General features: G+C 44.5%; 22 protein-coding genes. 20 read left to right on the top strand and 2 right to left on the bottom strand.

The window, feature by feature from the left end:
• Nucleotides 1-28: 28 nt before the first annotated feature.
• The 7 genes from QMA04_RS12545 to QMA04_RS12515 all read left to right on the top strand — a co-directional run bounded on the left by QMA04_RS12545 (nt 29) and on the right by QMA04_RS12515 (nt 6,456).
• Complete coding sequence (locus tag QMA04_RS12545; protein ID WP_290186119.1) at nt 29-487, top strand: GAF domain-containing protein; 459 nt, start codon at nt 29-31, stop codon at nt 485-487.
• 32 nt (nt 488-519) lie between these two features.
• A complete protein-coding gene (locus QMA04_RS12540; RefSeq protein ID WP_290186147.1) occupies nt 520-1,554 on the top strand; it encodes a sensor histidine kinase in 1,035 nt (344 codons plus the stop codon).
• Complete coding sequence (locus QMA04_RS12535; RefSeq protein WP_191714192.1) at nt 1,551-2,198, top strand: response regulator transcription factor; 648 nt, start codon at nt 1,551-1,553, stop codon at nt 2,196-2,198. Before QMA04_RS12540 ends, QMA04_RS12535 begins: the two co-directional genes overlap by 4 nt.
• Before the next feature lie 25 nt (nt 2,199-2,223).
• Nucleotides 2,224-2,751, top strand: a complete 528-nt coding sequence (locus QMA04_RS12530) for a hemerythrin domain-containing protein (RefSeq protein ID WP_191714193.1) — start codon at nt 2,224-2,226, stop codon at nt 2,749-2,751.
• A gap of 346 nt (nt 2,752-3,097) precedes the next feature.
• Nucleotides 3,098-4,627, top strand: a complete 1,530-nt coding sequence (locus tag QMA04_RS12525; RefSeq protein ID WP_191714194.1) for a nitrate/nitrite transporter — start codon at nt 3,098-3,100, stop codon at nt 4,625-4,627.
• A 57-nt stretch (nt 4,628-4,684) separates the two neighbouring features.
• Complete coding sequence (moaA, locus tag QMA04_RS12520; protein ID WP_290186117.1) at nt 4,685-5,698, top strand: GTP 3',8-cyclase MoaA; 1,014 nt, start codon at nt 4,685-4,687, stop codon at nt 5,696-5,698.
• A gap of 59 nt (nt 5,699-5,757) precedes the next feature.
• Complete coding sequence (locus QMA04_RS12515; protein ID WP_290186115.1) at nt 5,758-6,456, top strand: Crp/Fnr family transcriptional regulator; 699 nt, start codon at nt 5,758-5,760, stop codon at nt 6,454-6,456.
• Nucleotides 6,457-6,519: 63 nt separating this feature from the next.
• On the opposite strand, the gene QMA04_RS12510 is transcribed toward QMA04_RS12515, so the two are convergent.
• On the bottom strand, nt 6,520-7,422 hold the full coding sequence (locus tag QMA04_RS12510; RefSeq protein ID WP_203339468.1) for an aldo/keto reductase: 903 nt from the start codon (nt 7,420-7,422) through the stop codon (nt 6,520-6,522).
• Nucleotides 7,423-7,501: 79 nt separating this feature from the next.
• Here QMA04_RS12510 and QMA04_RS12505 point away from each other — a divergent pair, with 79 nt between their 5' ends.
• The 7 genes from QMA04_RS12505 (at nt 7,502) to QMA04_RS12475 (ending at nt 14,181) form a co-directional block, all read left to right on the top strand.
• On the top strand, nt 7,502-8,053 hold the full coding sequence (locus tag QMA04_RS12505) for an NUDIX domain-containing protein (RefSeq protein ID WP_191714198.1): 552 nt from the start codon (nt 7,502-7,504) through the stop codon (nt 8,051-8,053).
• Nucleotides 8,054-8,157: 104 nt separating this feature from the next.
• Nucleotides 8,158-8,619, top strand: coding sequence for a ferric iron uptake transcriptional regulator (gene fur / locus QMA04_RS12500; RefSeq protein WP_008430965.1), 462 nt, complete (start codon nt 8,158-8,160; stop codon nt 8,617-8,619).
• A 112-nt stretch (nt 8,620-8,731) separates the two neighbouring features.
• Nucleotides 8,732-9,634, top strand: a complete 903-nt coding sequence (gene xerD, locus QMA04_RS12495; protein ID WP_290186111.1) for a site-specific tyrosine recombinase XerD — start codon at nt 8,732-8,734, stop codon at nt 9,632-9,634.
• Between the two features lie 67 nt (nt 9,635-9,701).
• Nucleotides 9,702-10,889, top strand: coding sequence for a phosphopentomutase (gene deoB / locus QMA04_RS12490; protein ID WP_290186109.1), 1,188 nt, complete (start codon nt 9,702-9,704; stop codon nt 10,887-10,889).
• A 56-nt stretch (nt 10,890-10,945) separates the two neighbouring features.
• Nucleotides 10,946-12,250 carry a pyrimidine-nucleoside phosphorylase gene (locus QMA04_RS12485; protein WP_290186106.1) on the top strand — a complete coding sequence of 435 codons (1,305 nt, stop codon included), beginning with the start codon at nt 10,946-10,948 and terminating at the stop codon, nt 12,248-12,250.
• 68 nt (nt 12,251-12,318) lie between these two features.
• Nucleotides 12,319-13,641, top strand: coding sequence for a diaminopimelate decarboxylase (gene lysA / locus QMA04_RS12480; RefSeq protein ID WP_290186104.1), 1,323 nt, complete (start codon nt 12,319-12,321; stop codon nt 13,639-13,641).
• A 180-nt stretch (nt 13,642-13,821) separates the two neighbouring features.
• Nucleotides 13,822-14,181, top strand: coding sequence for a GNAT family N-acetyltransferase (locus tag QMA04_RS12475; RefSeq protein WP_191714203.1), 360 nt, complete (start codon nt 13,822-13,824; stop codon nt 14,179-14,181).
• A 1-nt stretch (nt 14,182) separates the two neighbouring features.
• On the opposite strand, the gene QMA04_RS12470 is transcribed toward QMA04_RS12475, so the two are convergent.
• A complete protein-coding gene (locus tag QMA04_RS12470) occupies nt 14,183-14,683 on the bottom strand; it encodes a DUF309 domain-containing protein (RefSeq protein WP_191714204.1) in 501 nt (166 codons plus the stop codon).
• Between the two features lie 83 nt (nt 14,684-14,766).
• On the opposite strand from QMA04_RS12470, the gene QMA04_RS12465 reads away from it, so the two are divergent.
• The 6 genes from QMA04_RS12465 to ccsB all read left to right on the top strand — a co-directional run bounded on the left by QMA04_RS12465 (nt 14,767) and on the right by ccsB (nt 20,607).
• Complete coding sequence (locus QMA04_RS12465; protein ID WP_191714205.1) at nt 14,767-15,540, top strand: segregation/condensation protein A; 774 nt, start codon at nt 14,767-14,769, stop codon at nt 15,538-15,540.
• Complete coding sequence (gene scpB, locus QMA04_RS12460; RefSeq protein ID WP_290186102.1) at nt 15,518-16,108, top strand: SMC-Scp complex subunit ScpB; 591 nt, start codon at nt 15,518-15,520, stop codon at nt 16,106-16,108. The genes QMA04_RS12465 and scpB overlap by 23 nt, the downstream gene beginning before the upstream one ends.
• A 262-nt stretch (nt 16,109-16,370) precedes the next feature.
• Complete coding sequence (locus QMA04_RS12455; RefSeq protein ID WP_191714207.1) at nt 16,371-17,102, top strand: pseudouridine synthase; 732 nt, start codon at nt 16,371-16,373, stop codon at nt 17,100-17,102.
• A 91-nt stretch (nt 17,103-17,193) separates the two neighbouring features.
• Nucleotides 17,194-17,754 carry a thiol-disulfide oxidoreductase ResA gene (resA, locus tag QMA04_RS12450; protein ID WP_191714208.1) on the top strand — a complete coding sequence of 187 codons (561 nt, stop codon included), beginning with the start codon at nt 17,194-17,196 and terminating at the stop codon, nt 17,752-17,754.
• Nucleotides 17,755-17,767: 13 nt separating this feature from the next.
• Nucleotides 17,768-19,426: a cytochrome c biogenesis ResB family protein gene (locus tag QMA04_RS12445; protein ID WP_290186099.1), complete on the top strand. Its 1,659-nt coding sequence runs from the start codon at nt 17,768-17,770 to the stop codon at nt 19,424-19,426.
• Nucleotides 19,423-20,607, top strand: coding sequence for a c-type cytochrome biogenesis protein CcsB (ccsB, locus tag QMA04_RS12440; protein ID WP_290186098.1), 1,185 nt, complete (start codon nt 19,423-19,425; stop codon nt 20,605-20,607). Before QMA04_RS12445 ends, ccsB begins: the two co-directional genes overlap by 4 nt.
• Nucleotides 20,608-20,689: the final 82 nt, after the last annotated feature.

The raw sequence follows: 20,689 nt of genomic DNA, 5'->3' as shown, positions 1-20,689 counted from the left end.
TCTTTTTAGTTTAATAGGAGACAAAAGCATGGATTATACAGAAGAATATCAATTGCAAATTGAAAAAATCCGGGAAGCTCTTGGTTGTGATATTATTGCGCTTGCTTTAGTCGAACCGGCGGAAAACTTGCATGTATTAAAATGGCAATACATTTCAGGCAACATAAGTGAACGCATAAAAAAAGTAGTGCTGCAATCAGGCAAAGGAATAGCGGGAGGCGTTTTTAAGAATGGCAAACCTATTCTGGTGGCTGATGTGGAAAAATTTGCAGCAAAGGAAGATTTATTCAACTATCCTATTTTAAAACTTGAAAACCTAAAGAGTATTGGCGCTGCTCCGTTATGGCATAGCGGAAGAGTGGTAGGGGTGCTGTTGGGCGGCTTTAGAGAACCCCATTTGATGACACCGGAAAGATTTCAGATGCTGATCAGCATGTCTAAATCCGACATAGGAACGCTGGACGGGAAGGAATTGATGTGGAATTGATTTCGGGGAAAAAAGATCAATTGATTGATCTCATGCTGAAGATGTACGAAAACAGCACAGAAGCAATTTTCTTTTTTACGAGCGAAGGCAGTACCATTTCAATGAACCCGGCAGCAGAAAATATAATGGATGACCATGTGCTGGAACAGCTGAAAAAAGGAGCCGAAAACGCCTTATGCAATGTCTGCAGAGGGTATACCAGCGAAAGCGATCTGACAACCTGCAAAGACTGTTATTTCACAAGTTCCAATCATGAGGACTTCACCTCTTTTCAGGTTTTTTTGGAAACAGTCGGAAAAGGCATTGTTCCGTACGCAGCAACCTTCCATGTTATCGATGCGGAAAAAGGCACTAGGGTCTTCATCTTAAGGGATTTGTCGATGCAATTTGAAACGCAAAACAAACTGCAGCAAAACAAAATGATGAAAAATGTCATTAAAGCCCAGGAAAATGAACGCAAGCGGATTTCAAGAGAGCTGCATGACAGCGTTGCGCAAGAACTTTTAAGTGCGGTCGTGGATTTGCGTGCACTTAAATACATGACAGATGACACAGAAGTCTTGAAGAAAACCAATGAAAGTACGTCAACATTAATCCGGTTGATGGACGATATCCGTAATCTGTCTGTAGAACTGCGTCCCTCAGCGCTTGATGACTTTGGGCTGGAGGCGGCTTTCCGTTCCCACTTTAAACGGGTGGAGGAAAGTTTCGGTTTAACCATTGATTTTAAGTCGACAGTCAAAAAGACCCGTTATGAAAATGAAGTCGAAACCGTATTGTATCGGATCTGCCAGGAAGCTGTTTTGAATGCGATAAAATATGCGCAAGTGGAGACTATCCAAGTTCATTTATTCGAAGAAGGGGATAGCTTGCAGTTGAGCGTAAAAGACAAAGGTGCAGGTTTTATCGTTGGAGACCATCCGATGGGCACAGGGCTTGGCCTTTATGGCATGAACGAACGAGCTGAATTGGTATCGGGAAATGTAATCATCGATTCTGAAGTCGGTAAAGGAACGACCGTGCATTTGCGTGTGCCTTTAGACGAAAAGCGGGAGGTGGCGAAATGAAGATAGTCATAGCGGATGACCACGCGATTGTGCGCAGTGGGTTTTCAATGATCCTCAATTTCCAAGAGGATATGGAAGTGATCGCCATGGCAGCTGATGGAATTGAAGCTTACCAGATGGTAGCCAAGCATCAGCCGGATGTGCTGCTGCTGGATTTGAGCATGCCGCCTGGCGAGAGCGGATTAGTGGCGACAGGGAAGATCAAGGAAGATTTTCCTGAAACCAAGATTCTTGTGCTGACGATGCATGATGATGAAGAGTATTTGTTTCATGTATTAAAAAATGGCGCTTCGGGTTATATGTTGAAAAGTGCGCCGGATGAAGAATTGCTTCAGGCCATTCGCGTCATCTACAATGGTGGAACCTACATCCATCCCAAAATGGCTACTTCATTGGTACGCGAATTAGTCAATAAAGACCACAAAGTAAAAGAATCGGATCCTTTTGAATTATTGTCCAAAAGGGAGATCGAAGTTCTGCCATTGGTTGCGAAGGGTTATGGCAATAAGGAAATTGCCCAAAAGCTCTTCATTTCTGTAAAAACGGTCGAAGCCCATAAAGCAAAAATTATGGAAAAGCTCCAGTTGAAGAGCAGGCCTGAATTAGTGGAATACGTATTAAAGAAAAAACTATTGAATTTTTGACGAAAAGCTGGGAGTTGGTCTTTTGATGACAGAAAAATCAGAGCTTCGTTTTAAGGAACCTGGTATGAGGCTATTGGAAAATGAACATGCTTATTTAACGTTCTTAATGAATGAATGGCATGCGCTGGTCCTGTCTTTTGAAGATGAAGGGCTTAGCCTGGAAGCTGGCCGTGAAAACATGAAGATTTTACGCCAAAAACTTTTTGAGTTTATTGAGCCTTTTAAAAATCATACGGACAAAGAAGAAGAATTCTTTTTTCCCGCATTAGGAAATTATATCGGATTCGAGCAGGGCCCGCTCGTCGGTATTCAAGACGAGCATCAGGAGATCGATGCGTATATCGGTCATTTCTTTCACCATACCCGTGACAATATCGACTTATTGACATTGGAACAGATGAAGACAGTCGCTCAGGATGCGGCAGAGGCATTTGAAGTCTTGACGGTCCATTTCATGAAAGAGGAAACCGTGCTGTTTCCGATGGCTGAAAAAGCCATGAAAGCAGCCGATCAGGATGAATTATACAAAAAACTGAATACCCTTATCACCTGAAAAGCTTGAGGGGCTGTCCCAAAATCATAAAAAATGATTTTGGGACAGCCTTTTTTTATTGGTCAAGAGATTAGGCGCTTGCGCTTTTCTTATTTTTTCAGACTCCAGCGCCCAGTCCCTCGAGTCGCTTCGGCAATACCGACAATGGCAAGAAACGCCATTACCGGCATTTCCTCCAGCGCTGGTCGGGACTAAACGGGCGCTTGCGCTTTTCTTAATTTAAGGGTTTCCCCTCCCAGTAGAAGGGCTCTCCCTTATTAAAATGCAGGTACTCTCGGGATACAATGAAGGCAGGGAATCAATATGAAAAAATCGTACAGAAAATTCAGTGGAAAAGGTGATTTTGATGATCAAGAAACTGCAATTGCCCCTTCAAACAATGAATCTCGTGGTCGGTTTTATGGTGTGGGTGATTATATCTTCCCTGATTCCATTTATCAGCGAAGATATAACCATAGCTCCAGAAAGACTGGCTATCGTAACGGCTGTGCCGGTTGTTCTGGGCTCAATTCTGCGGATTCCACTTGGCTATTACGCCAATGTCTTTGGAGCGCGAATTATTTTTCTAGTAAGTTTTATCCTGCTTTTGTTTCCGGTCTTTTACTTAAGTGAAGCCTCCAGTTTTACAGACCTCATCATCAGTGGATTATTCCTGGGAATCGGCGGAGCAGTCTTTTCAGTAGGGGTAACCTCGCTTCCGAAATACTATCCGAAGGAGAAACACGGACTCGTCAACGGAATTTATGGTGCCGGTAACATCGGTACAGCCGTCACTACATTTTCTGCTCCACTGATTGCCACACAGATTGGCTGGTCAAACACTGTCAAGATCTACCTGATCCTGTTGCTGATTTTTGCAGCATTGAATTTCTTCTTTGGTGACCGCCATGAACCGAAAGTGAAAACCCCTATTATTGAGCAGATTAAGGGTGTTTATAAAAATGAAAAACTTTGGTTCTTTTCCTTGTTCTATTTCATCACATTCGGCTCTTTTGTAGCATTTACGATTTATCTGCCCAACTTCCTTGTCAGCAATTTCGGACTGGAAAAAGTGGACGCGGGCATGCGGACTGCCGGCTTTATCGCACTTGCGACTTTTCTTCGGCCGGTAGGCGGATGGCTTGCCGATAAACTGCAGCCTTTGCTGCTGTTGATGGGGACGTTCTTCATCTATACCATCGCTGCGATCGTGTTGGCTTTTTCTCCAACAATCGGAATTTACACAGTCGGTACGCTGGCTATTGCAGTAAGTGCGGGTATTGGCAACGGCGTAATCTTTAAACTAGTGCCGTTTTACTTCAATAAGCAGGCCGGTATTGCAAACGGAATCGTATCCATGATGGGTGGCCTCGGCGGATTTTTCCCACCGATTATGCTGTCGATTATCTTTTCAGTTACGGGCCAATATTCAATCGGATTCATGCTCCTCTCCCAAGTAGCATTGGCGAGTCTCGTGCTGGTTGTCTGGATGTACTACCAGGACCGTCTGCAGCTGGCGGCCGAAGTTTTCAAGTCAACCGGACAAGGCATTTTGGTGACAGACATTTCCGGAAAAATAAAAACGGTGAATCCGGCTTTCACTAAATTGACCGGCTTTGAAGAATCGGATGTCATCGGCCAAAACCCAAACATCATGAAATCCGACAGACAGCCAAAAGACTTCTATAAAGAAATGTGGCAGGAAATTGAGCAGAAGGGAATGTGGCAAGGCGAAATTTGGAACCGCCGCAAAAATGGCGAGGAGTACCTTCAATGGTTGAATATCAGTGCAGTAAAGGATGATACGGGTGAAGTCGTCCGATATGTCGGTACATTCACTGATATCACTTCTGAATACAAGAAAAAAACCGTCACCATTCCAGTGATGACTACATGAACAAGAGACCAAAAAATCTCTTTTATACGAATGAAGTGTTTAAGAAAGGTGGATAAGATGATGGAACCATTGACCGATCAACTGGGGCGTCCAATGAGGGATTTGCGCATTTCTGTTACAGACCGCTGCAACTTCCGGTGTTCTTACTGCATGCCAAAAGAGGTGTTCGGTGACGACTATGCATTTTTGCCTAAACAGGAATTGCTGACTTTTGAGGAAATCCAAAGGCTTACCAGATTATTTGTGTCGATGGGGGTTAAAAAAATCCGATTAACGGGCGGAGAACCTTTATTGCGCAGGGGGTTGCCGGAATTGATCAAAATGATCTTTTCAGTTGAAGGAGTAGAAGATGTCGGATTGACCACTAATGGCTTGCTGCTTAAACGGCATGGCCAGGCTTTGTACGATGCGGGACTCAGAAGGCTGAACATCAGCCTCGACGCACTGGATCGGGAATTATTCGGAAGCTTGAACGGTCGGGGGGTCAGCTCAGAAAATATTTTGGAACAAATAGACTACGCAAAAGCTCTTGGATTTGAAATCAAAGTGAATATGGTGGTCCAAAAAAATGTCAATGATGCTGAAATCCTTCCTATGGCGGCATATTTCAAGGAACGGGAAATCACATTGCGTTTTATTGAGTTTATGGATGTCGGAAATGACAATAATTGGAGCTTTGAAAAAGTCGTAACCAAACAGGAAATCCTCCGGAAGCTCGAATCGGTTTATACATTAAAGGCTGTCGACGAAGAATATTTTGGGGAAGTGGCTAAACGGTACCGTTATGAAGGCAGCGAAGCCCAAGTTGGTTTTATTACTTCCGTTTCAGAATCGTTCTGTTCTTCGTGTACAAGGTCCAGATTATCGTCAGATGGTAAATTCTACACGTGTCTTTTCGCTACGGAAGGATTCGATATCCGCAAACTTCTTCGGGATGATTGGGATGATCTACAGCTACTTGATGCAATCGGTGCAGTTTGGAGCGGGAGAAGAGATCGTTATTCCGATGAACGGACTGAAGAAAGTGCCAAAAGCCGAAAGAAAATCGGCATGTCTTATATAGGCGGTTGATCTTTCGGGTATAGTTAAAGGAGAGATCTAACTATATGGATCAATACAGGAGGGAAAGTATGGAGAGCAATGGGTTAAAGCAACCATCTTCGCCACTTGAGCATCTATGTGTATCCATCGTTCCAATTTTTAACCATCTTGAACAAGCCGAACTGAAAGAAGTCGCCGCTACGACCAAAGGGCGAAAGTTGCCAAAAGGCGAAATTCTCTACAGGGCTGGCGAAAAATCCAATTCCTTGTACATTATCCATAAAGGAAAATTGAAAGTATACCGTTTGACTGAAAGTGGCAAAGAGCAGGTGATCCGGATTTTGCAGCCGGGTGATTTCACAGGAGAACTGGCTCTTTTTACAGACAATGTCCACGATTCTTATGCAGAAGCGATGGAAGCTACAGAATTGTGTACGATCAGCAGTGGAGACATAAACGACTTGTTTTTGAAATATCCGCAAATATCTTTGAAAATCATCAAGGAATTTTCATTGAGACTGGATCAGGCAGAACATCAAGTGACCAGTTTTACAACAGAAGATACGGAGACGAGAGTTGCGTTGTATTTGATCCAGCAAGCTGAATCCAGCCAAAGCAAAGAGATCCGATTGCCGATGTCGAGAAAAGATCTTGCTTCTTATCTCGGAACTACGCCAGAAACGATCAGCCGGAAATTGGCCAAGTTTGAAGATGAAGGATGGATCCAGCAATTCGACCAACGGGCCATCCGGATCGTGGATATGGAAAACTTGTCGCTTTATAAATAGAAAACCAGCAACAATCCCGTCGGTTAACAACGGATTGCTGCTGGTTTTTTTGTTAGGTTTAGCTTATTCTCGATGATCCTGATAGAGATCTTGGCGAGTCAGTGTTTTAGCCTCTGTGATTTGCTCGGTGGAAACCGGTGTTTTGTATGCTTGGATAGTCGTTTTGAGCTGATCGGCTGAACTGGCTCCAGCGACGACAGAACTGACCGTGTCGTGCTGCAATACGCTCTGTAATGCCAAGGCATGCAGGTTGTCATGGACTGCCGATAATTTCTGAAGAGTGGTTTTCAATTCCTCTGCCGCATACCCCATATAGCTGCCCATTTTTTCTGCACGCTGAAGTCCTTCACCAGTCAATAGACCTTTCGCAAGCGACCCGCGTGTAACGACTGATTTTCCAGCTTGTCCAATGCTGTCGAGAAGTTCTTCCGGCCGGCGGTCCAGTAGGCTGTATTGCATCATGATTGAAGAAATATTACTTTTTTCGAGAAAGCGTTTGATGACGTTAGGCCGGATGGAGGAAATGCCATACGCACGAATGAGCCCTTCTTCTTTTAATTCTTCAAAAGCCTCAATGGTTTCTTCGGAATCATCCGTGATCATGCCGCCATGCAATTGATACAAGTCGATGTAATCTGTCTGCAGGCGTTTTAAACTCGCGTGAATCTGTTCTTTGATATACGCTTTTGTCGGATTCCACTTGACCTCATCAGAATGCGTATTCCATTGGTTGCCCACTTTAGTGGCTAGGACAATATCTTTTCGGTGGCGCTTTAAAGACTGCCCAACTACCTCCTCATTGATGCCTTTGTTATACAAATCCGCCGTGTCGAAATAATTGATGCCATGGGCAATTGCGGCATCTACAATGATGCCTGCTTCTTTTTTTTCTGTTGGCAGGGACATGCAGCCCAAGCCGATTTCACTTACCTCAATTCCGCTATTTCCCAAAAAACGTTTCTTCATTTCTGCACCTCATTTAGTCTGTCGTATCTTATATGGTATACTTTTCCTCAGAGAAACAACAAATGAAAAGAGGATTCCAATGAAAAAGTTTGAAGAAAAGACGATCTCTTCCAATCGTATATATGAAGGGAAAATTATTAACTTGAAAGTTGACGATGTGTCTCTTCCGAATGGCCATACGTCAAAACGTGAATTGATTGAGCATCCTGGAGCGGTCGCAATCATCGTTATTACGCCCGAAAACAAAATTGTTTTGGTGGAACAATACCGTAAAGCGCTTGAACGGTCCTTGGTGGAAATTCCTGCAGGAAAGCTGGAGCCGGGAGAGGCACCTGAATATACGGCAATGCGTGAATTGGAAGAAGAAACAGGGTACACAGCAGAGAAATTGGTTAAAATACAAACTTTTGCCACATCTCCCGGATTTGCGGACGAAGTGGTTCATTTGTTTGCGGCAGAAGGTTTAAGCAAAGCAACAAACGGCGCTGTGTTGGACGACGATGAATTTGTGGAATTAATGGAAGTAACGATTGAAGAAGCAGAACAAATGGTTTTGGACGAACGAATTTATGATGCCAAAACAGCATTTGCGATACTGTGGGCAAAGCAACGATTATCAATTGAGAATTGAAACAATTATCACTTTGTAACGATTCTAATTAAACCACAGATAGTATGGTTGTAATTGAGAACTCCCTTTTGATATAATAGAGGCAGTTTAAGGGAGGGCGTCGCATGGAAACCAGAATCGATCGGATTAAAAAGCAATTACACGCTGCGAGTTACAAATTGACGCCACAGCGTGAAGCGACAGTTCGAGTTTTACTAGACCATGAAGAAGACCATCTGAGTGCTGAAGACGTCTATCTTTTAGTGAAAGACATTGCACCGGAGATTGGATTGGCAACTGTTTACCGAACGTTGGAGCTTTTAACGGAATTAAAAATTGTCGACAAAATAAATTTTGGTGACGGCGTGTCGCGTTATGATTTGCGTCAGGAAGGCGCAGCACATTTCCATCACCACCTTGTCTGCTTGGAATGTGGAGCAGTCGATGAAATACAGGAAGATCTATTGGAAGATGTCGAGAATATAGTAGAGAAACGCTGGAATTTTCAAATTAAAGACCACCGTCTTACTTTTCATGGCATCTGCTGGCGCTGCAATGACAGCAATTCTCAAAATCCATCAGAATAACTGATGCCAAAAGGACGGCCCATACTGGCCGTCCTTTTTGAATGGGAAAACTGTGAGATGTCTACGAAGACTAGGATTTACCTACCGGGCAATAGATAAAGGAGGCAGACAGATGAACTTTGGCAAAGATGCCCTCGACGATTATGTGCATTTTCTCCGTGTTGAAAGACAGCTTGCCGACAACACATTATCGTCTTACGAACGCGATTTGAAAGCTTATTTACAGTATTTAAAAGAAGTGGAGCAGCTGGAATCCTTGAGCAAGGTCGAACGGGTACATATCTTAAATCATTTGCGCCATTTGAAAGAATCGACCAAAACTCCGCGGACAGTCGCACGCCATATATCGTCCATTCGGTCATTCCATCAATTTCTGATTCGGGAACGGATCGTTGAAACGGATCCGACCGTCCATCTTGAGATGCCTCAAATGGACAAAAAGCTGCCGAACATCCTGTCAATTGAAGAAGTGGACGCTTTAATTCTGGCGCCCGCCACCAACAAAGCAAATGGGTTGCGGGATCAGGCAATGCTGGAATTATTATATGCCAGTGGAATGCGTGTCAGTGAATGCATCAATTTGGATATAGAAGACATCCATCTAACAATGGGGTTTGTCCGATGTACTGGTAAAGGCGGAAAAGAACGAATCATTCCCTTAGGCAAATCCGCATTGAAATCATGCCAGACATATTTAGAGGTGGGACGCATGGAGTTGCTTAAGAGTGGAGAAAAAACAGACGCCATGTTCATCAATCAACGCGGCAAACGGCTGACGCGCCAAGGCTTCTGGAAACTGCTGAAGCAGCATGCCCAAAAAGCGGGAATCCAAAAAGAATTGACGCCGCATACGCTGCGCCATTCTTTTGCGACGCATTTATTGGAAAACGGAGCAGACATCCGTGCCGTCCAAGAAATGCTTGGACATGCAGATATCTCGACTACACAAATTTATACACACGTCAGCAAAACTCGTTTAAAGGATGTCTATTCTCAATTTCATCCGCGCGCTTAAAAGAGGTCTGACTTCCGACGAGAGACGGATGTGTGGTAAAATTAAATGAAAATAAGGAGGAACATATATGACAATCAAACCATTTAAACGCGTTCATTTAGTAGTGCTGGATTCAGTGGGCATCGGCGAAGCGCCAGACGCTGAAGCTTTTGGAGATACAGGTTCAGATACATTAGGCCATATTGCGGAAGCGGTAGGCGGACTTAATATGCCGAACATGGAGAAGCTGGGTCTTGCAAACATCGTTCCCGTGAAAGGGCTTGCATCTTCGGACTCACCGGCAGCTTATTATGGTAAATTGCAGGAAGCCTCTGTCGGCAAAGATACCATGACTGGCCACTGGGAAATCATGGGTTTGAACATTGATACACCTTTTAAAGTATATCCGGATGGTTTTCCTGAAGAATTGATCCAACAACTGGAAGAAAAAACAGGCCGGAAAGTTCTCGGCAACAAGCCGGCGAGCGGAACCGAAATTCTGGACGAGCTTGGCCAACAGCATATGGAAACAGGCGCAATCATTGTTTATACATCTGCGGATCCGGTCTTGCAGATTGCAGCTCATGAAGAAATCATTCCACTCGAAGAGCTTTATCGCATCTGTGAAATCGCACGCGAACTGACGTTGGAACCTGAATACCTGGTTGGCCGCGTCATTGCACGCCCATTCTTGGGGCAGCCTGGAACTTTCAAACGGACATCGAATCGTCATGACTATGCGTTGGCGCCTTTTGAACGCACTGTAATGAACGAATTGAAAGATGGCGGCAAAGACGTGATCGCTATCGGAAAAATAGATGATATTTATAACGGCGCAGGCGTCACGAAAGCTTTGCGTACAAAAGACAATATGGACGGCATGGATAAACTTGTGCAAGTCGTAGGTGAAGAATTTAATGGATTGAGCTTCCTGAACTTAGTAGATTTCGATGCGCTATACGGCCATCGCAGAGATCCGCAAGGTTATGGCGATGCGCTTGAGGCATTTGATGCCCGCTTATTGGAAGTGCTGGAAAAAATGCAACAGGACGACTTATTGATTATTACAGCCGACCACGGCAACGATCCAACCTTCCCAGGGACCGATCATACGCGTGAATATGTTCCGTTATTGGCTTATTCTCCGCGCTTCACAGGCGGCGAACAGCTGGAAACCGGCAAAACATTTTCGGATATCGGCGCGACGATCGCTGAAAACTTTTCAGTGGCAATGCCTAAATTCGGCAAGAGCTTTTTGGCCCGGTTAAACGGATAGTCCAATAAACGTTGATTCACCTGATTTAAAACAAAACCAAGAAGGTGGTAAAATTCATGAGAATGGTAGATTTGATTGAAAAGAAAAGAGACGGCCACGAGCTGTCGACTGAAGAAATTAAGTTCGTTATCACGGGCTATACAAGTGGCGACATCGCAGATTATCAAATGAGTGCTTTTCTGATGGCTGTATATTTCCAAAACATGACTGAGCGCGAACGGGCTGACCTGACATTGGCGATGGCCGAATCAGGCGACCAGATCGATCTTTCTGCAATTGACGGAATCAAAGTTGACAAGCATTCCACGGGCGGTGTCGGCGATACAACGACTCTTGTTCTGGGTCCATTAGTGGCAGCTTGCGGCGTTCCTGTTGCAAAAATGAGCGGACGCGGCCTTGGCCATACCGGCGGTACAATCGATAAATTAGAGGCGATTGATGGATTCCACGTTGAATTGTCAACAGAGGATTTCATCAAACAAGTGAACGACCATAAATTGGCGGTTATCGGACAAAGCGGCAACTTGACTCCTGCCGATAAAAAAATGTATGCATTGCGTGATGTAACTGGAACTGTCAACAGCATCCCGTTGATTGCGAGCTCCATCATGAGCAAAAAAATCGCTGCAGGAGCCGACGCCATTGTCTTGGACGTGAAAACAGGTGAAGGTGCGTTTATGAAGACGCCTGAAGATGCTAAGGAATTGGCTCATGCCATGGTCGGAATCGGCAACGCGACCGGCAGAAAAACAATGGCCATCATTTCTGATATGAGCCAACCGCTTGGCTTTGCAATCGGCAACGCTTTGGAAGTCAAAGAAGCAATTGAAACCCTGCAAGGAAAAGGTCCGGAAGATTTGACGGAATTATGCATGGTCCTCGGCAGTCAGATGGTTGTAGTCGGCGGAAAAGCGGAAACTTTGGAGGAAGCCCGCACCATGTTGGAACAAGTGATTGAAAATGGACAAGCGTTGGAAGTTTTCAAGCAGTTTATAAAAGACCAAGGCGGAAATCCAGCAGTAGTGGATGATGTCACATTATTGCCACAAGCTGAATTCGTGACAGAAGTTCCTTCTAAAGAAGAAGGTTACATTTCCTTCATGGAAGCAGATGAAATCGGTACAGCAGCTATGGTGCTGGGTGCAGGCAGAGCAACAAAAGAATCAGAAATCGATTTGGCTGTCGGCATCGTCCTCCACAAGAAAGTGGGAGACTTCGTTAAGGCCGGAGAATCGATTGCAACTATTTATTCCAATGTAAAAGAAGTCGCAGAATGTTCTAAAATGATATATAATAGTATCGAATATACAAGTGAACCGGTTGATAAAATCAAGCTGATCTCAGCTTTGATCACCGATTGACAAAAATCTTGCTGGGTAGTTGCTCAGCAAGATTTTTCGCATATAGACATAATCAGGAGGGGCTTTTATTGCATTTATACGGCACACAAACGATTAATGAGCAGGGCCATTTGACGATTGGCGGAACCGATTCAGTTGAATTGGCGAACACCTACGGCACACCACTTTACGTCTACGACATCCAATTGTTCCGGGACCGGGCAAGAGCATTCCAGCAAACTTTCGAAGAGGCAGGAATCGGCTATCAGGTTGCATATGCCAGTAAAGCATTTTCAACGATCGCCATTTATCAAGTGGCTGCAGAAGAGAGCCTGTCGTTGGACGTGGTTTCTGCAGGTGAATTGTACACCGCCATCAAAGCCGGATTCCCGGTTGAAAAAATTCACTTCCATGGCAACAACAAAAGCCTGGAAGAACTCCAAATGGCTTTCGAGGCAGGGATTGGCTGCATCGTTGTGGATAATTTTCACGAAATCGATTTATTAAAGAAACTTTCAGAGCAATTGAAACGACCAATGAATATTCTGTTGCGTGTAACACCGGGAATTGAAGCCCATACACACGATTACATCACGACAGGACAAGAAGATTCGAAATTCGGTTTTGACTTGAAAAATGGCCAGGCTGACAAGGCATTCCAGCAAACCTATGATCATGGCTATCTAAAACTGATGGGCCTTCACTGCCACATTGGATCGCAAATTTTCGATACAGCAGCGTTCCAGCTGGCTTCAGAAAAACTGCTCCAGAAAATGGCTGCGTGGAAAGAAGAGACAGGCTATACGTGTCCGGTCTTAAACCTTGGCGGAGGATTCGGCATTCGTTATACAGAAGAAGACCAGCCGTTGGAACCGGCTGTCTATGTAAAACAAATGATTGAAACCGTCAAACAGACTTCCGAAGCATCGGGTTATCCGATCCCGGAAATTTGGATTGAGCCGGGCCGTTCTTTGATCGGTGATGCGGGGACGACACTTTACACCATCGGCTCGATGAAGGAAGTACCGGGCACCCGCAAGTATGCGGCAGTAGACGGTGGCATGTCGGACAATATCCGTCCGGCACTGTATGGAGCGAAATACAGTTCTCTATTGGCCAATAAAGCAAATGCTGTACTGGACGAAACCTATACCATTGCAGGGAAATGCTGCGAGTCGGGGGATAAGCTGATTGAAGAGGCTAAATTGCCGGCAGCCGAACCTGGTGATATTTTAAGTGTTTTCTGTACGGGAGCTTATGGCTATTCGATGGCCAGCAATTACAACCGTATTGCAAGACCGGCAGTTGTTTTCGCAGAAAACGGCAATCATCAGCTGGTAGTAAAACGCGAAACGAATGAGGACCTGATTAAACAAGATCTCTCGTATTCGCAGCAGGCATTGAAGAAATGAGAAAAGGAAACGTAGTTTTATTGCTTTTCATCTTGGCAATGGCAGTGGCTTGGGGAATTGTTTATTGGATCTTTTTTGCAGAAAATGTCATAACCGGCTAAGCGATGCTCTCTTGAGTTATCGGAAGATCTATAGTAGTATGGTAAAAGCCGCTTATAGACGAAAATGAGGGATTTGACTATGCTGTACAGATATAAGAAATCATTCGAGAAAATCGCTATGGGCCTGTTGTCGTTTATGCCGAAAGAGCGAGAGTTGAAAAAACTTCAGCAAACCATGCACATCTATGAAGAGAATCCCGATTGGCAATTATTCCTTTGGAAAAAAGGGGATGATTTTGTCGGGTTATTAGGAGTGGAAGTCGGCGAAGAAACTTATACGATTCACCATTTATCGGTAAATCCATCGCATCGCGGATATGGAATCGGCCATGAAATGGTGGACAAGATCCAAGATATCATGCAGAATCGTAGAATGCTTGCAACAGAAGAAACCGAAGCATTTCTAAAAAAATGCCCAGTAAAAAAAGGCGGCCTTTAAGTTAAAGGTTCCGTCTTTTTTTTTGTTCCCGCAAACTGATGATGGAAGTGCGGTCACGAAGTCTATGTTTGTGCATCAGAAAGTAGGGATCCTGCTGTGCAAGCGGATGTTCTGAATGATAGGCATCCACTGCTTTTTTCAGCTCTTCTGAAACAATCGGGATTTCCTGCACAAAAAATGGGCGGCGGTCAGTGACAGCTTCAATCGAATCGGTTAAAATGCTGATCAGCTTTTCGTGGTCGAAACCCTCGACCCAAACGCCTTCTGCAGCCAATTTTACTTTGGCGCGGATGAACGAGCGCAAAGCACCAGGGTAATTGCTTCTTCTCCAATGATACATGCCGACCGCCAGTTGGATCCAGCCGGTAAGCGGGTGCATTTTGTCTTTAGGGGCCACGGCTTTCCAGTATTCTTCGCCAACTTCGTGGCATTCGAAAAAGTCTTTTTCTTCATTGAAATTGATGATGTATTGAATAAACAGCGGATGTTGAAGTGGATGCATTTTGATCCCCTTTCTACTATAATAAAGGTTAACTGCCCATTAATTGGGATGGATGAGTATTTTAACAGTCAGGTGGTACAGTCATGTCGTACGAAGTAAAAGTGGAGGCTTTTGAAGGCCCTCTAGATTTATTATTGCATTTAATCCACCGTTTGGAAATTGATATTTACGATATTCCTGTTTCACAGATTACTTCACAGTATATGGAACACATACGGGCGATGCAAGTCCTGGAATTGAACGAGGCAAGTGAATACCTTGTGATGGCCGCTACTTTATTGGCAATCAAAAGCAAAACGCTGCTGCCGGTCCATGAAGGGGAACTGGATGAAATTGAATTTGAATTCGATGAACAGGACCCCCGGGAAGAGTTGGTATCACGGCTGGTCGAATATCGGAAATTCAAGGAAGCTTCTGAAAATCTAAAGGACCTGGAAAGCCAGCGCTCCTTTATATACACGAAAGCACCGATGGATCTATCGGAAATACAAGCAGCCATTCCTCACGATCAAGTTGATCTTGAAGTGAACGCATACGATATGCTAGGCGCGTTTCAGAAAATGCTTCGGCGCAAACAGTTAAAAGCGCCGTTATCGGCGCGTGTTGCCAGACAGGAAATTTCCATCAAGCATCAGATGACTGCAATCGTTGACCAATTAAAGATATCGAAAGGACGCACGACTTTCAGCAGTTTGTTCCCTTCAGATGATAAATCCGTACTGGTTGTGTCTTTCCTTTCGATTTTGGAATTGATGAAACGCCAAGTGGTTGCGGTAGAGCAGGAAATGAATTTCACCGATCTGATGGTGGAACTCAGAAAGGAAACGTGGGAATATGAAGACGAATCTTACGAGTAAAATAGAAGCTTTGCTTTTCGTTGCCGGAGATGATGGATTGACGCTCAAGCAGCTTCAATTTTTAACGGAAGCAGATAAAGAAGAAGTGCTGGAAGCTTCGAAAGAGCTGGAGACGCGTTATCTAAACACAAACAGTGGCATTTGTTTAAAAGAATTGGCAGGCGTTTTTCAGCTGGTGACCAAACAAGAAGTGGCTGAGACGATTCAGAAACTGGTGGAAAACCCCACTGTTCAAGCACTTTCGCAGGCATCTCTGGAAGTATTGGCGATTATTGCATACAAACAGCCGATCACGCGTGTGGAAGTGGAGGATTTGCGCGGAGTAAAAAGTGAAAAAGCGCTGCATACATTAGCTGCAAAAGGCTTGGTTCAGGAAGCGGGCCGTGTTGAAGGGACAGGAAGAGCCATTTTATATGGAACGACCAAAGAATTTTTAAATTATTTTGGCTTGAAGAATTTGGACGAGCTTCCGCCATTGCCTGAAGAAGCGGCAAATGACCTTGACGAGGATGCCGATTTGTTCATGACCAATTTTCAAGAAACCTTTAAAGAAGAAGTGAAAGTATAAACGTGTTTCCGGAAGACTGAGCAATTGACAGTCTTCTTTTCTTTTGAGCTAAGCACTTTCGCTTTTCGGGGAAATGTGACATAATTCCGAGAGGAACGAACGGCATATCGAGTTATTGTAAAAAATTTGCAGTACTTGGCTAGGCAAGGCCGAAAGTGGGTTCTTGCACTTTTCGGCTTGTCTGGCTTCAGCCTCCTTCATTCTTTTGAATGGGAAGGTGCGTACGCTTTTCGAAAAAAATACTAATGAGGTGAACTTATTTATGGAAAGATTACAGAAAGTACTTGCACATGCAGGCGTGGCATCACGACGTAAGTCGGAACAATTGATTTTGGACGGCAAAGTGAGGGTCAACGGAAAAACGGTGAAAGAATTAGGGGTGAAAGTTTCCAGTTCAGATAAGATTGAAGTGGAAGGCGTTCAGCTTGAAAAAGAGCAGAAAGTCTATTATTTATTGTATAAACCACGGGGCGTTATTTCTGCGGTTTCTGATGACAAAAACCGCAAAGTCGTTACCGATTTCTTTGGCGATATTGAAAAACGGATTTATCCGGTCGGACGATTGGATTATGATACATCTGGCTTGCTGATAATGACCAATGATGGGGAATTTGCCAACATGCTGACTCATCCGAAGTTTGAAATCGAGAAAACCTATGTAGCCCGTTTAAAAGGGATTCCCGAAAGAGAAGACCTGAAGAAATTGGAGCGCGGCATCAAGCTGGAAGACGGCATGACGGCCCCTGCTAAAGTGAAGTTTCTGTCAGGCGATAAAAAGACGGGCAAAGCCATTGTCCAGATCACCATACACGAAGGAAGAAACCGTCAGGTCAGAAGAATGTTTGAAGCGATCGGCTATCCTGTCCAGAAATTGAGCCGGGAACAATTTGCATTCCTGACATTGCACGGACTGAATGCAGGCGAATCACGCGAGCTGTCTGCCCATGAGGTGAAGTTGCTGCGTGTTATGGCTGAAACAGGCAAGCGCATCTAACGTTCACAAACCCTTCAAAAGTCGCGATTTTTGACAGTTTAAACTTTGCTATAATTGAGTTTGCATAATATCCCTCGAAGGAGGATCATGTATGGGCGAACAAGTAAAACAGAAGAAGAAGAACAAGAAACAAAAAAGAGCTGTGATGAGAACGGTCATCCTGGCGGTTTTAGTAGCCGCTATCGGTTACACCATCTACAATAGCGCTACAGCTAAAGATGTCACGCTGCTGGAAGTCGGAGATAAAGCACCCGACTTTGCCTTAGTGGATCTTGAAGGCAATGACCATAAATTATCGGATTATGAAGGCCAAGGAGTCTTTTTGAATTTCTGGGGTACATGGTGCAAGCCGTGTGCAAAAGAGATGCCAGCTATGGACCGGCAATACGAAGCTTTCTCTAATGACGGCGTTCAAGTGCTTGCAGTAAACATTGCTCAATCAGATTTTGAAGTCCAATCTTTCGCTGATCAATATGGTTTGTCTTTTCCAGTAGTGATTGACAAAACGAAAAGTGTGATGACGGCCTACAACATCAGGCCATTACCAACTACCGTGCTTGTGAATCCGGAAGGGAACATCGAGCGCATCATTACGGGTGAAATGACGGAACAGGATATTGCAGGGTTTATGGAAGAAATCAAACCTGAATAAGGAGATTTTTTGGATGGAAAATTTACAATGTCAATGTGGTCATACGAATCCGCCTGGTACGAAGCTTTGTGAGTCGTGCGGGCGGTCTTTGACTGAAAAAGAGCAAAACAGCAAACTTGTCGATATGCGTTACGAAGGAACGGCCAGAAGGTCACAAACTTACAATAAATCCATCATCGACAAAATTTGGAATTTCTTTTCAAGCGTAAAAGTAGGCGTCAGCATTATCGTTATCTTGCTTGTAGCTGCAGCAATCGGTACGATTCTTCCTCAACAGGCCTTTGTGCCAGCTAGCACAGAAGCGACAATCAAGGATTACTATGCCGACACATATGGCAGCGTAGGGCGTGTCTACCATTTCCTCGGATTTCATGACTTATACAGTTCTTACTGGTTTATCGCGTTGGTCGGGATGCTTGCCATCTCGCTCGTCATTGCCAGTCTAGACCGTTTTGTGCCTCTTTATAAATCATTGAAAAACCAACGGGTTCTGCGCCATCCAAGCTTTATGGACAAGCAGCGGATTTACGCTGAAGGTCCGGGAGTGGAAGATACGCTGTTAAAAGCGGAAGAGAAATTAAAAGAATTGAAATACAATGTCCGCACAGATAAGAATGGCTTGCTGGCTGAAAAAGGCCGGTTCTCCCGATGGGGCCCGTATGTGAATCACATCGGTTTGATTATTTTCCTATTTGGTGTGATGTTGCGTATGGTTCCTGGTTTCTATATCGATGAAAGCCTATGGCTGCGCGAAGGAGAAACAAGAGCAATTCCTGAAGTGCCAGGCTATTATCTGGAAAGCAAAAACTTTGAGCTTGAAAACTATACGGGTGAAGACGGCGAAGAAGTATTCGGCGAAGCCCTCGACCGTGTAGGTACTGTAGCGAAAAATTACCAAACGGATGTTATTCTGTATCAGAAAGCAGAAGATGCATTGCCGGGGGCTTCTGACAGTCAAGAGGCCGTTGGAGAATATGCGATCCGCGTCAATCAGCCTTTGAAGTTTGACGGCTATGCCATCTATCAGATGGATTACCGATTGGACGAGCTGAAAGCGATGAAATTTGCTTTCACCAACAAGGAAACAGAAGAATCCCTGGGCGAGTTGACCATCGATTTGATCGACCCGGAAAAAACGTATGAACTTGAAAGTGGTGCAAAAGTTGAATTGCTTGGGTATTATCCGGACTTTTCAGGATTTGAAGGCGGAGAACCCCAAACGGCAACACCGCTGCCAAATAATCCGGGCTTTCTTGTAAAACTGACTACTCCTGAAACGCCTGAAGGAGAGACCAGTTTTATCACCATTCAAAACACGGTTGAGCCTTTAGGGGAAAATGATTACAAATTAACTTTCCAAAGCGTAGAAACACGTGATGTTTCGGGGCTAACCGTACGGAAAGACAGCACTTTGCCGATTCTTGGACTTGGCGGTTTAATCTTCATGATCGGTGTAGCGCAAGGCATGTACTTCAACCATCGCCGTTTCTGGATTCAACAGAAGGCTGATGGTACGATCTTACTGGCTGGCCATACCAATAAAAACTGGTTTGGCTTGAAGAAAGACCTTGATCAAGTTGTTGACTATGCATCATTGCCTGCTTACACAGACCAGCAAGATGAAATCGACAAAAAAGAGAAAGCGGAAAAGGAAGGTGAAGCATTGTCATGACGTTAGCTGAAATGAGTTCAAATCTATTATACGTTGCCTTTATTGCTTACCTTATTGCGACATTCGTCTTTGGCGGAGCAGTAAAAGGAAATAAACAAGGTACGTTCAAGTCTGAAAAACGATGGGGCATTGCCGCAATTACCATCACTTTGATCGGTTTTGTAGCCAATCTTGGTTACTTCTTTACACGTTGGGGCGCAACTGGACATCCGCCACTAAGCAATATGTTCGAGTTTACAACAGCATTCGGTATGACCTTGGTCGGTGGATTCATTATTTTGTATTTCCTCTATAGAACACCTGTCTTGGGCATGATTGTACTGCCTGTCGCTTTATTGATCATTGCCTTTGCGAGTATGTTTCCGAGTGAAGTCAGCCCGCTTATTCCGGCTCTTCAAACAAACTGGTTGGCGATCCACGTCAGTACAGTAGTGATTGCAGAAGGAATTCTGGCCATCAGTGCGGCTGCGGGTCTGATTTATCTATTGAAAGTTGTGGATCTTACAAAGAAATCAAAACAGCGTTTTTGGCTTGAAGCCATCATGTATTCATTGGTATTGGTAGTTGGCTTTGTAGTAGCCAGTTCGTTCTTCTCGTTGACCGGTTATGAAGCTGAATTCAACTATGTGGATAAGGAAGACAATGAAGCGGCTATTACCTATGCCATGCCTCCTGTCTTCGGAATGCACGAGTACGTGGCGTTGACAGATGGCGCCATGACGCCATTAGTTGAAACACCCGCAATGGTTCATGCCGGCAAATTGACGACAGTGTTCTGGTCAGTGTTGTTCGGTACCGTTATTTATTGGCTGATCCGCTTGATTTTTAGAAAGCGCATTGCCGGCATATTGAAACCGTTCGTCAAGAACGTCAATCTGCAATTGATGGATGAAATCAATTACCGCGCCATTATTATCGGCTTCCCGATCTTTACTTTGGGTGCTTTGATCTTTGCTATGATTTGGGCGCAAATCGCTTGGTCACGCTTCTGGGGCTGGGACCCGAAAGAAGTATGGGCATTGATCACTTGGTTGTTCTATGCCGCTTACTTGCATTTGCGATTGGGCAAAGGCTGGCAAGGCGAGAAATCCGCCTGGTTGGCTGTGATCGGTTTTGCCATCATCATGTTCAATCTGGTCGCAGTAAACTTAATAATCGCGGGATTGCATTCCTACGCATAAAGCTGGATGAACAAATGGGCCTTTTCCGGAAACGGAAAAGGCCTTTTATTGATTGTTCGGGCTCAAACGTTGAGATATGGCG

Origin of the sequence: Planococcus sp. APC 3900 (assembly GCF_030407735.1) — a bacterium.
Lineage (GTDB): Bacteria > Bacillota > Bacilli > Bacillales_A > Planococcaceae > Planococcus > Planococcus notacanthi.
Note: the sequence above shows the minus strand (reverse complement) of the source record. Positions and strands in the feature narration are given on the sequence as shown.

Excerpts from the sequence above, each read along its gene's own strand:
- QMA04_RS12545 (WP_290186119.1), top strand. The coding sequence starts at position 29 with ATGGATTATACAGAAGAATATCAATTGCAAATTGAAAAAATCCGGGAA.
- QMA04_RS12540 (WP_290186147.1), top strand. The coding sequence starts at position 520 with ATGCTGAAGATGTACGAAAACAGCACAGAAGCAATTTTCTTTTTTACG.
- QMA04_RS12535 (WP_191714192.1), top strand. The coding sequence starts at position 1,551 with ATGAAGATAGTCATAGCGGATGACCACGCGATTGTGCGCAGTGGGTTT.
- QMA04_RS12530 (WP_191714193.1), top strand. The coding sequence starts at position 2,224 with ATGACAGAAAAATCAGAGCTTCGTTTTAAGGAACCTGGTATGAGGCTA.
- QMA04_RS12525 (WP_191714194.1), top strand. The coding sequence starts at position 3,098 with ATGATCAAGAAACTGCAATTGCCCCTTCAAACAATGAATCTCGTGGTC.
- moaA (WP_290186117.1), top strand. The coding sequence starts at position 4,685 with ATGATGGAACCATTGACCGATCAACTGGGGCGTCCAATGAGGGATTTG.
- QMA04_RS12515 (WP_290186115.1), top strand. The coding sequence starts at position 5,758 with ATGGAGAGCAATGGGTTAAAGCAACCATCTTCGCCACTTGAGCATCTA.
- QMA04_RS12510 (WP_203339468.1), bottom strand. The coding sequence starts at position 7,422 with ATGAAGAAACGTTTTTTGGGAAATAGCGGAATTGAGGTAAGTGAAATC.
- QMA04_RS12505 (WP_191714198.1), top strand. The coding sequence starts at position 7,502 with ATGAAAAAGTTTGAAGAAAAGACGATCTCTTCCAATCGTATATATGAA.
- fur (WP_008430965.1), top strand. The coding sequence starts at position 8,158 with ATGGAAACCAGAATCGATCGGATTAAAAAGCAATTACACGCTGCGAGT.
- xerD (WP_290186111.1), top strand. The coding sequence starts at position 8,732 with ATGAACTTTGGCAAAGATGCCCTCGACGATTATGTGCATTTTCTCCGT.
- deoB (WP_290186109.1), top strand. The coding sequence starts at position 9,702 with ATGACAATCAAACCATTTAAACGCGTTCATTTAGTAGTGCTGGATTCA.
- QMA04_RS12485 (WP_290186106.1), top strand. The coding sequence starts at position 10,946 with ATGAGAATGGTAGATTTGATTGAAAAGAAAAGAGACGGCCACGAGCTG.
- QMA04_RS12475 (WP_191714203.1), top strand. The coding sequence starts at position 13,822 with ATGCTGTACAGATATAAGAAATCATTCGAGAAAATCGCTATGGGCCTG.
- QMA04_RS12470 (WP_191714204.1), bottom strand. The coding sequence starts at position 14,683 with ATGCATCCACTTCAACATCCGCTGTTTATTCAATACATCATCAATTTC.
- QMA04_RS12465 (WP_191714205.1), top strand. The coding sequence starts at position 14,767 with ATGTCGTACGAAGTAAAAGTGGAGGCTTTTGAAGGCCCTCTAGATTTA.
- scpB (WP_290186102.1), top strand. The coding sequence starts at position 15,518 with ATGAAGACGAATCTTACGAGTAAAATAGAAGCTTTGCTTTTCGTTGCC.
- QMA04_RS12455 (WP_191714207.1), top strand. The coding sequence starts at position 16,371 with ATGGAAAGATTACAGAAAGTACTTGCACATGCAGGCGTGGCATCACGA.
- resA (WP_191714208.1), top strand. The coding sequence starts at position 17,194 with ATGGGCGAACAAGTAAAACAGAAGAAGAAGAACAAGAAACAAAAAAGA.
- QMA04_RS12445 (WP_290186099.1), top strand. The coding sequence starts at position 17,768 with ATGGAAAATTTACAATGTCAATGTGGTCATACGAATCCGCCTGGTACG.
- ccsB (WP_290186098.1), top strand. The coding sequence starts at position 19,423 with ATGACGTTAGCTGAAATGAGTTCAAATCTATTATACGTTGCCTTTATT.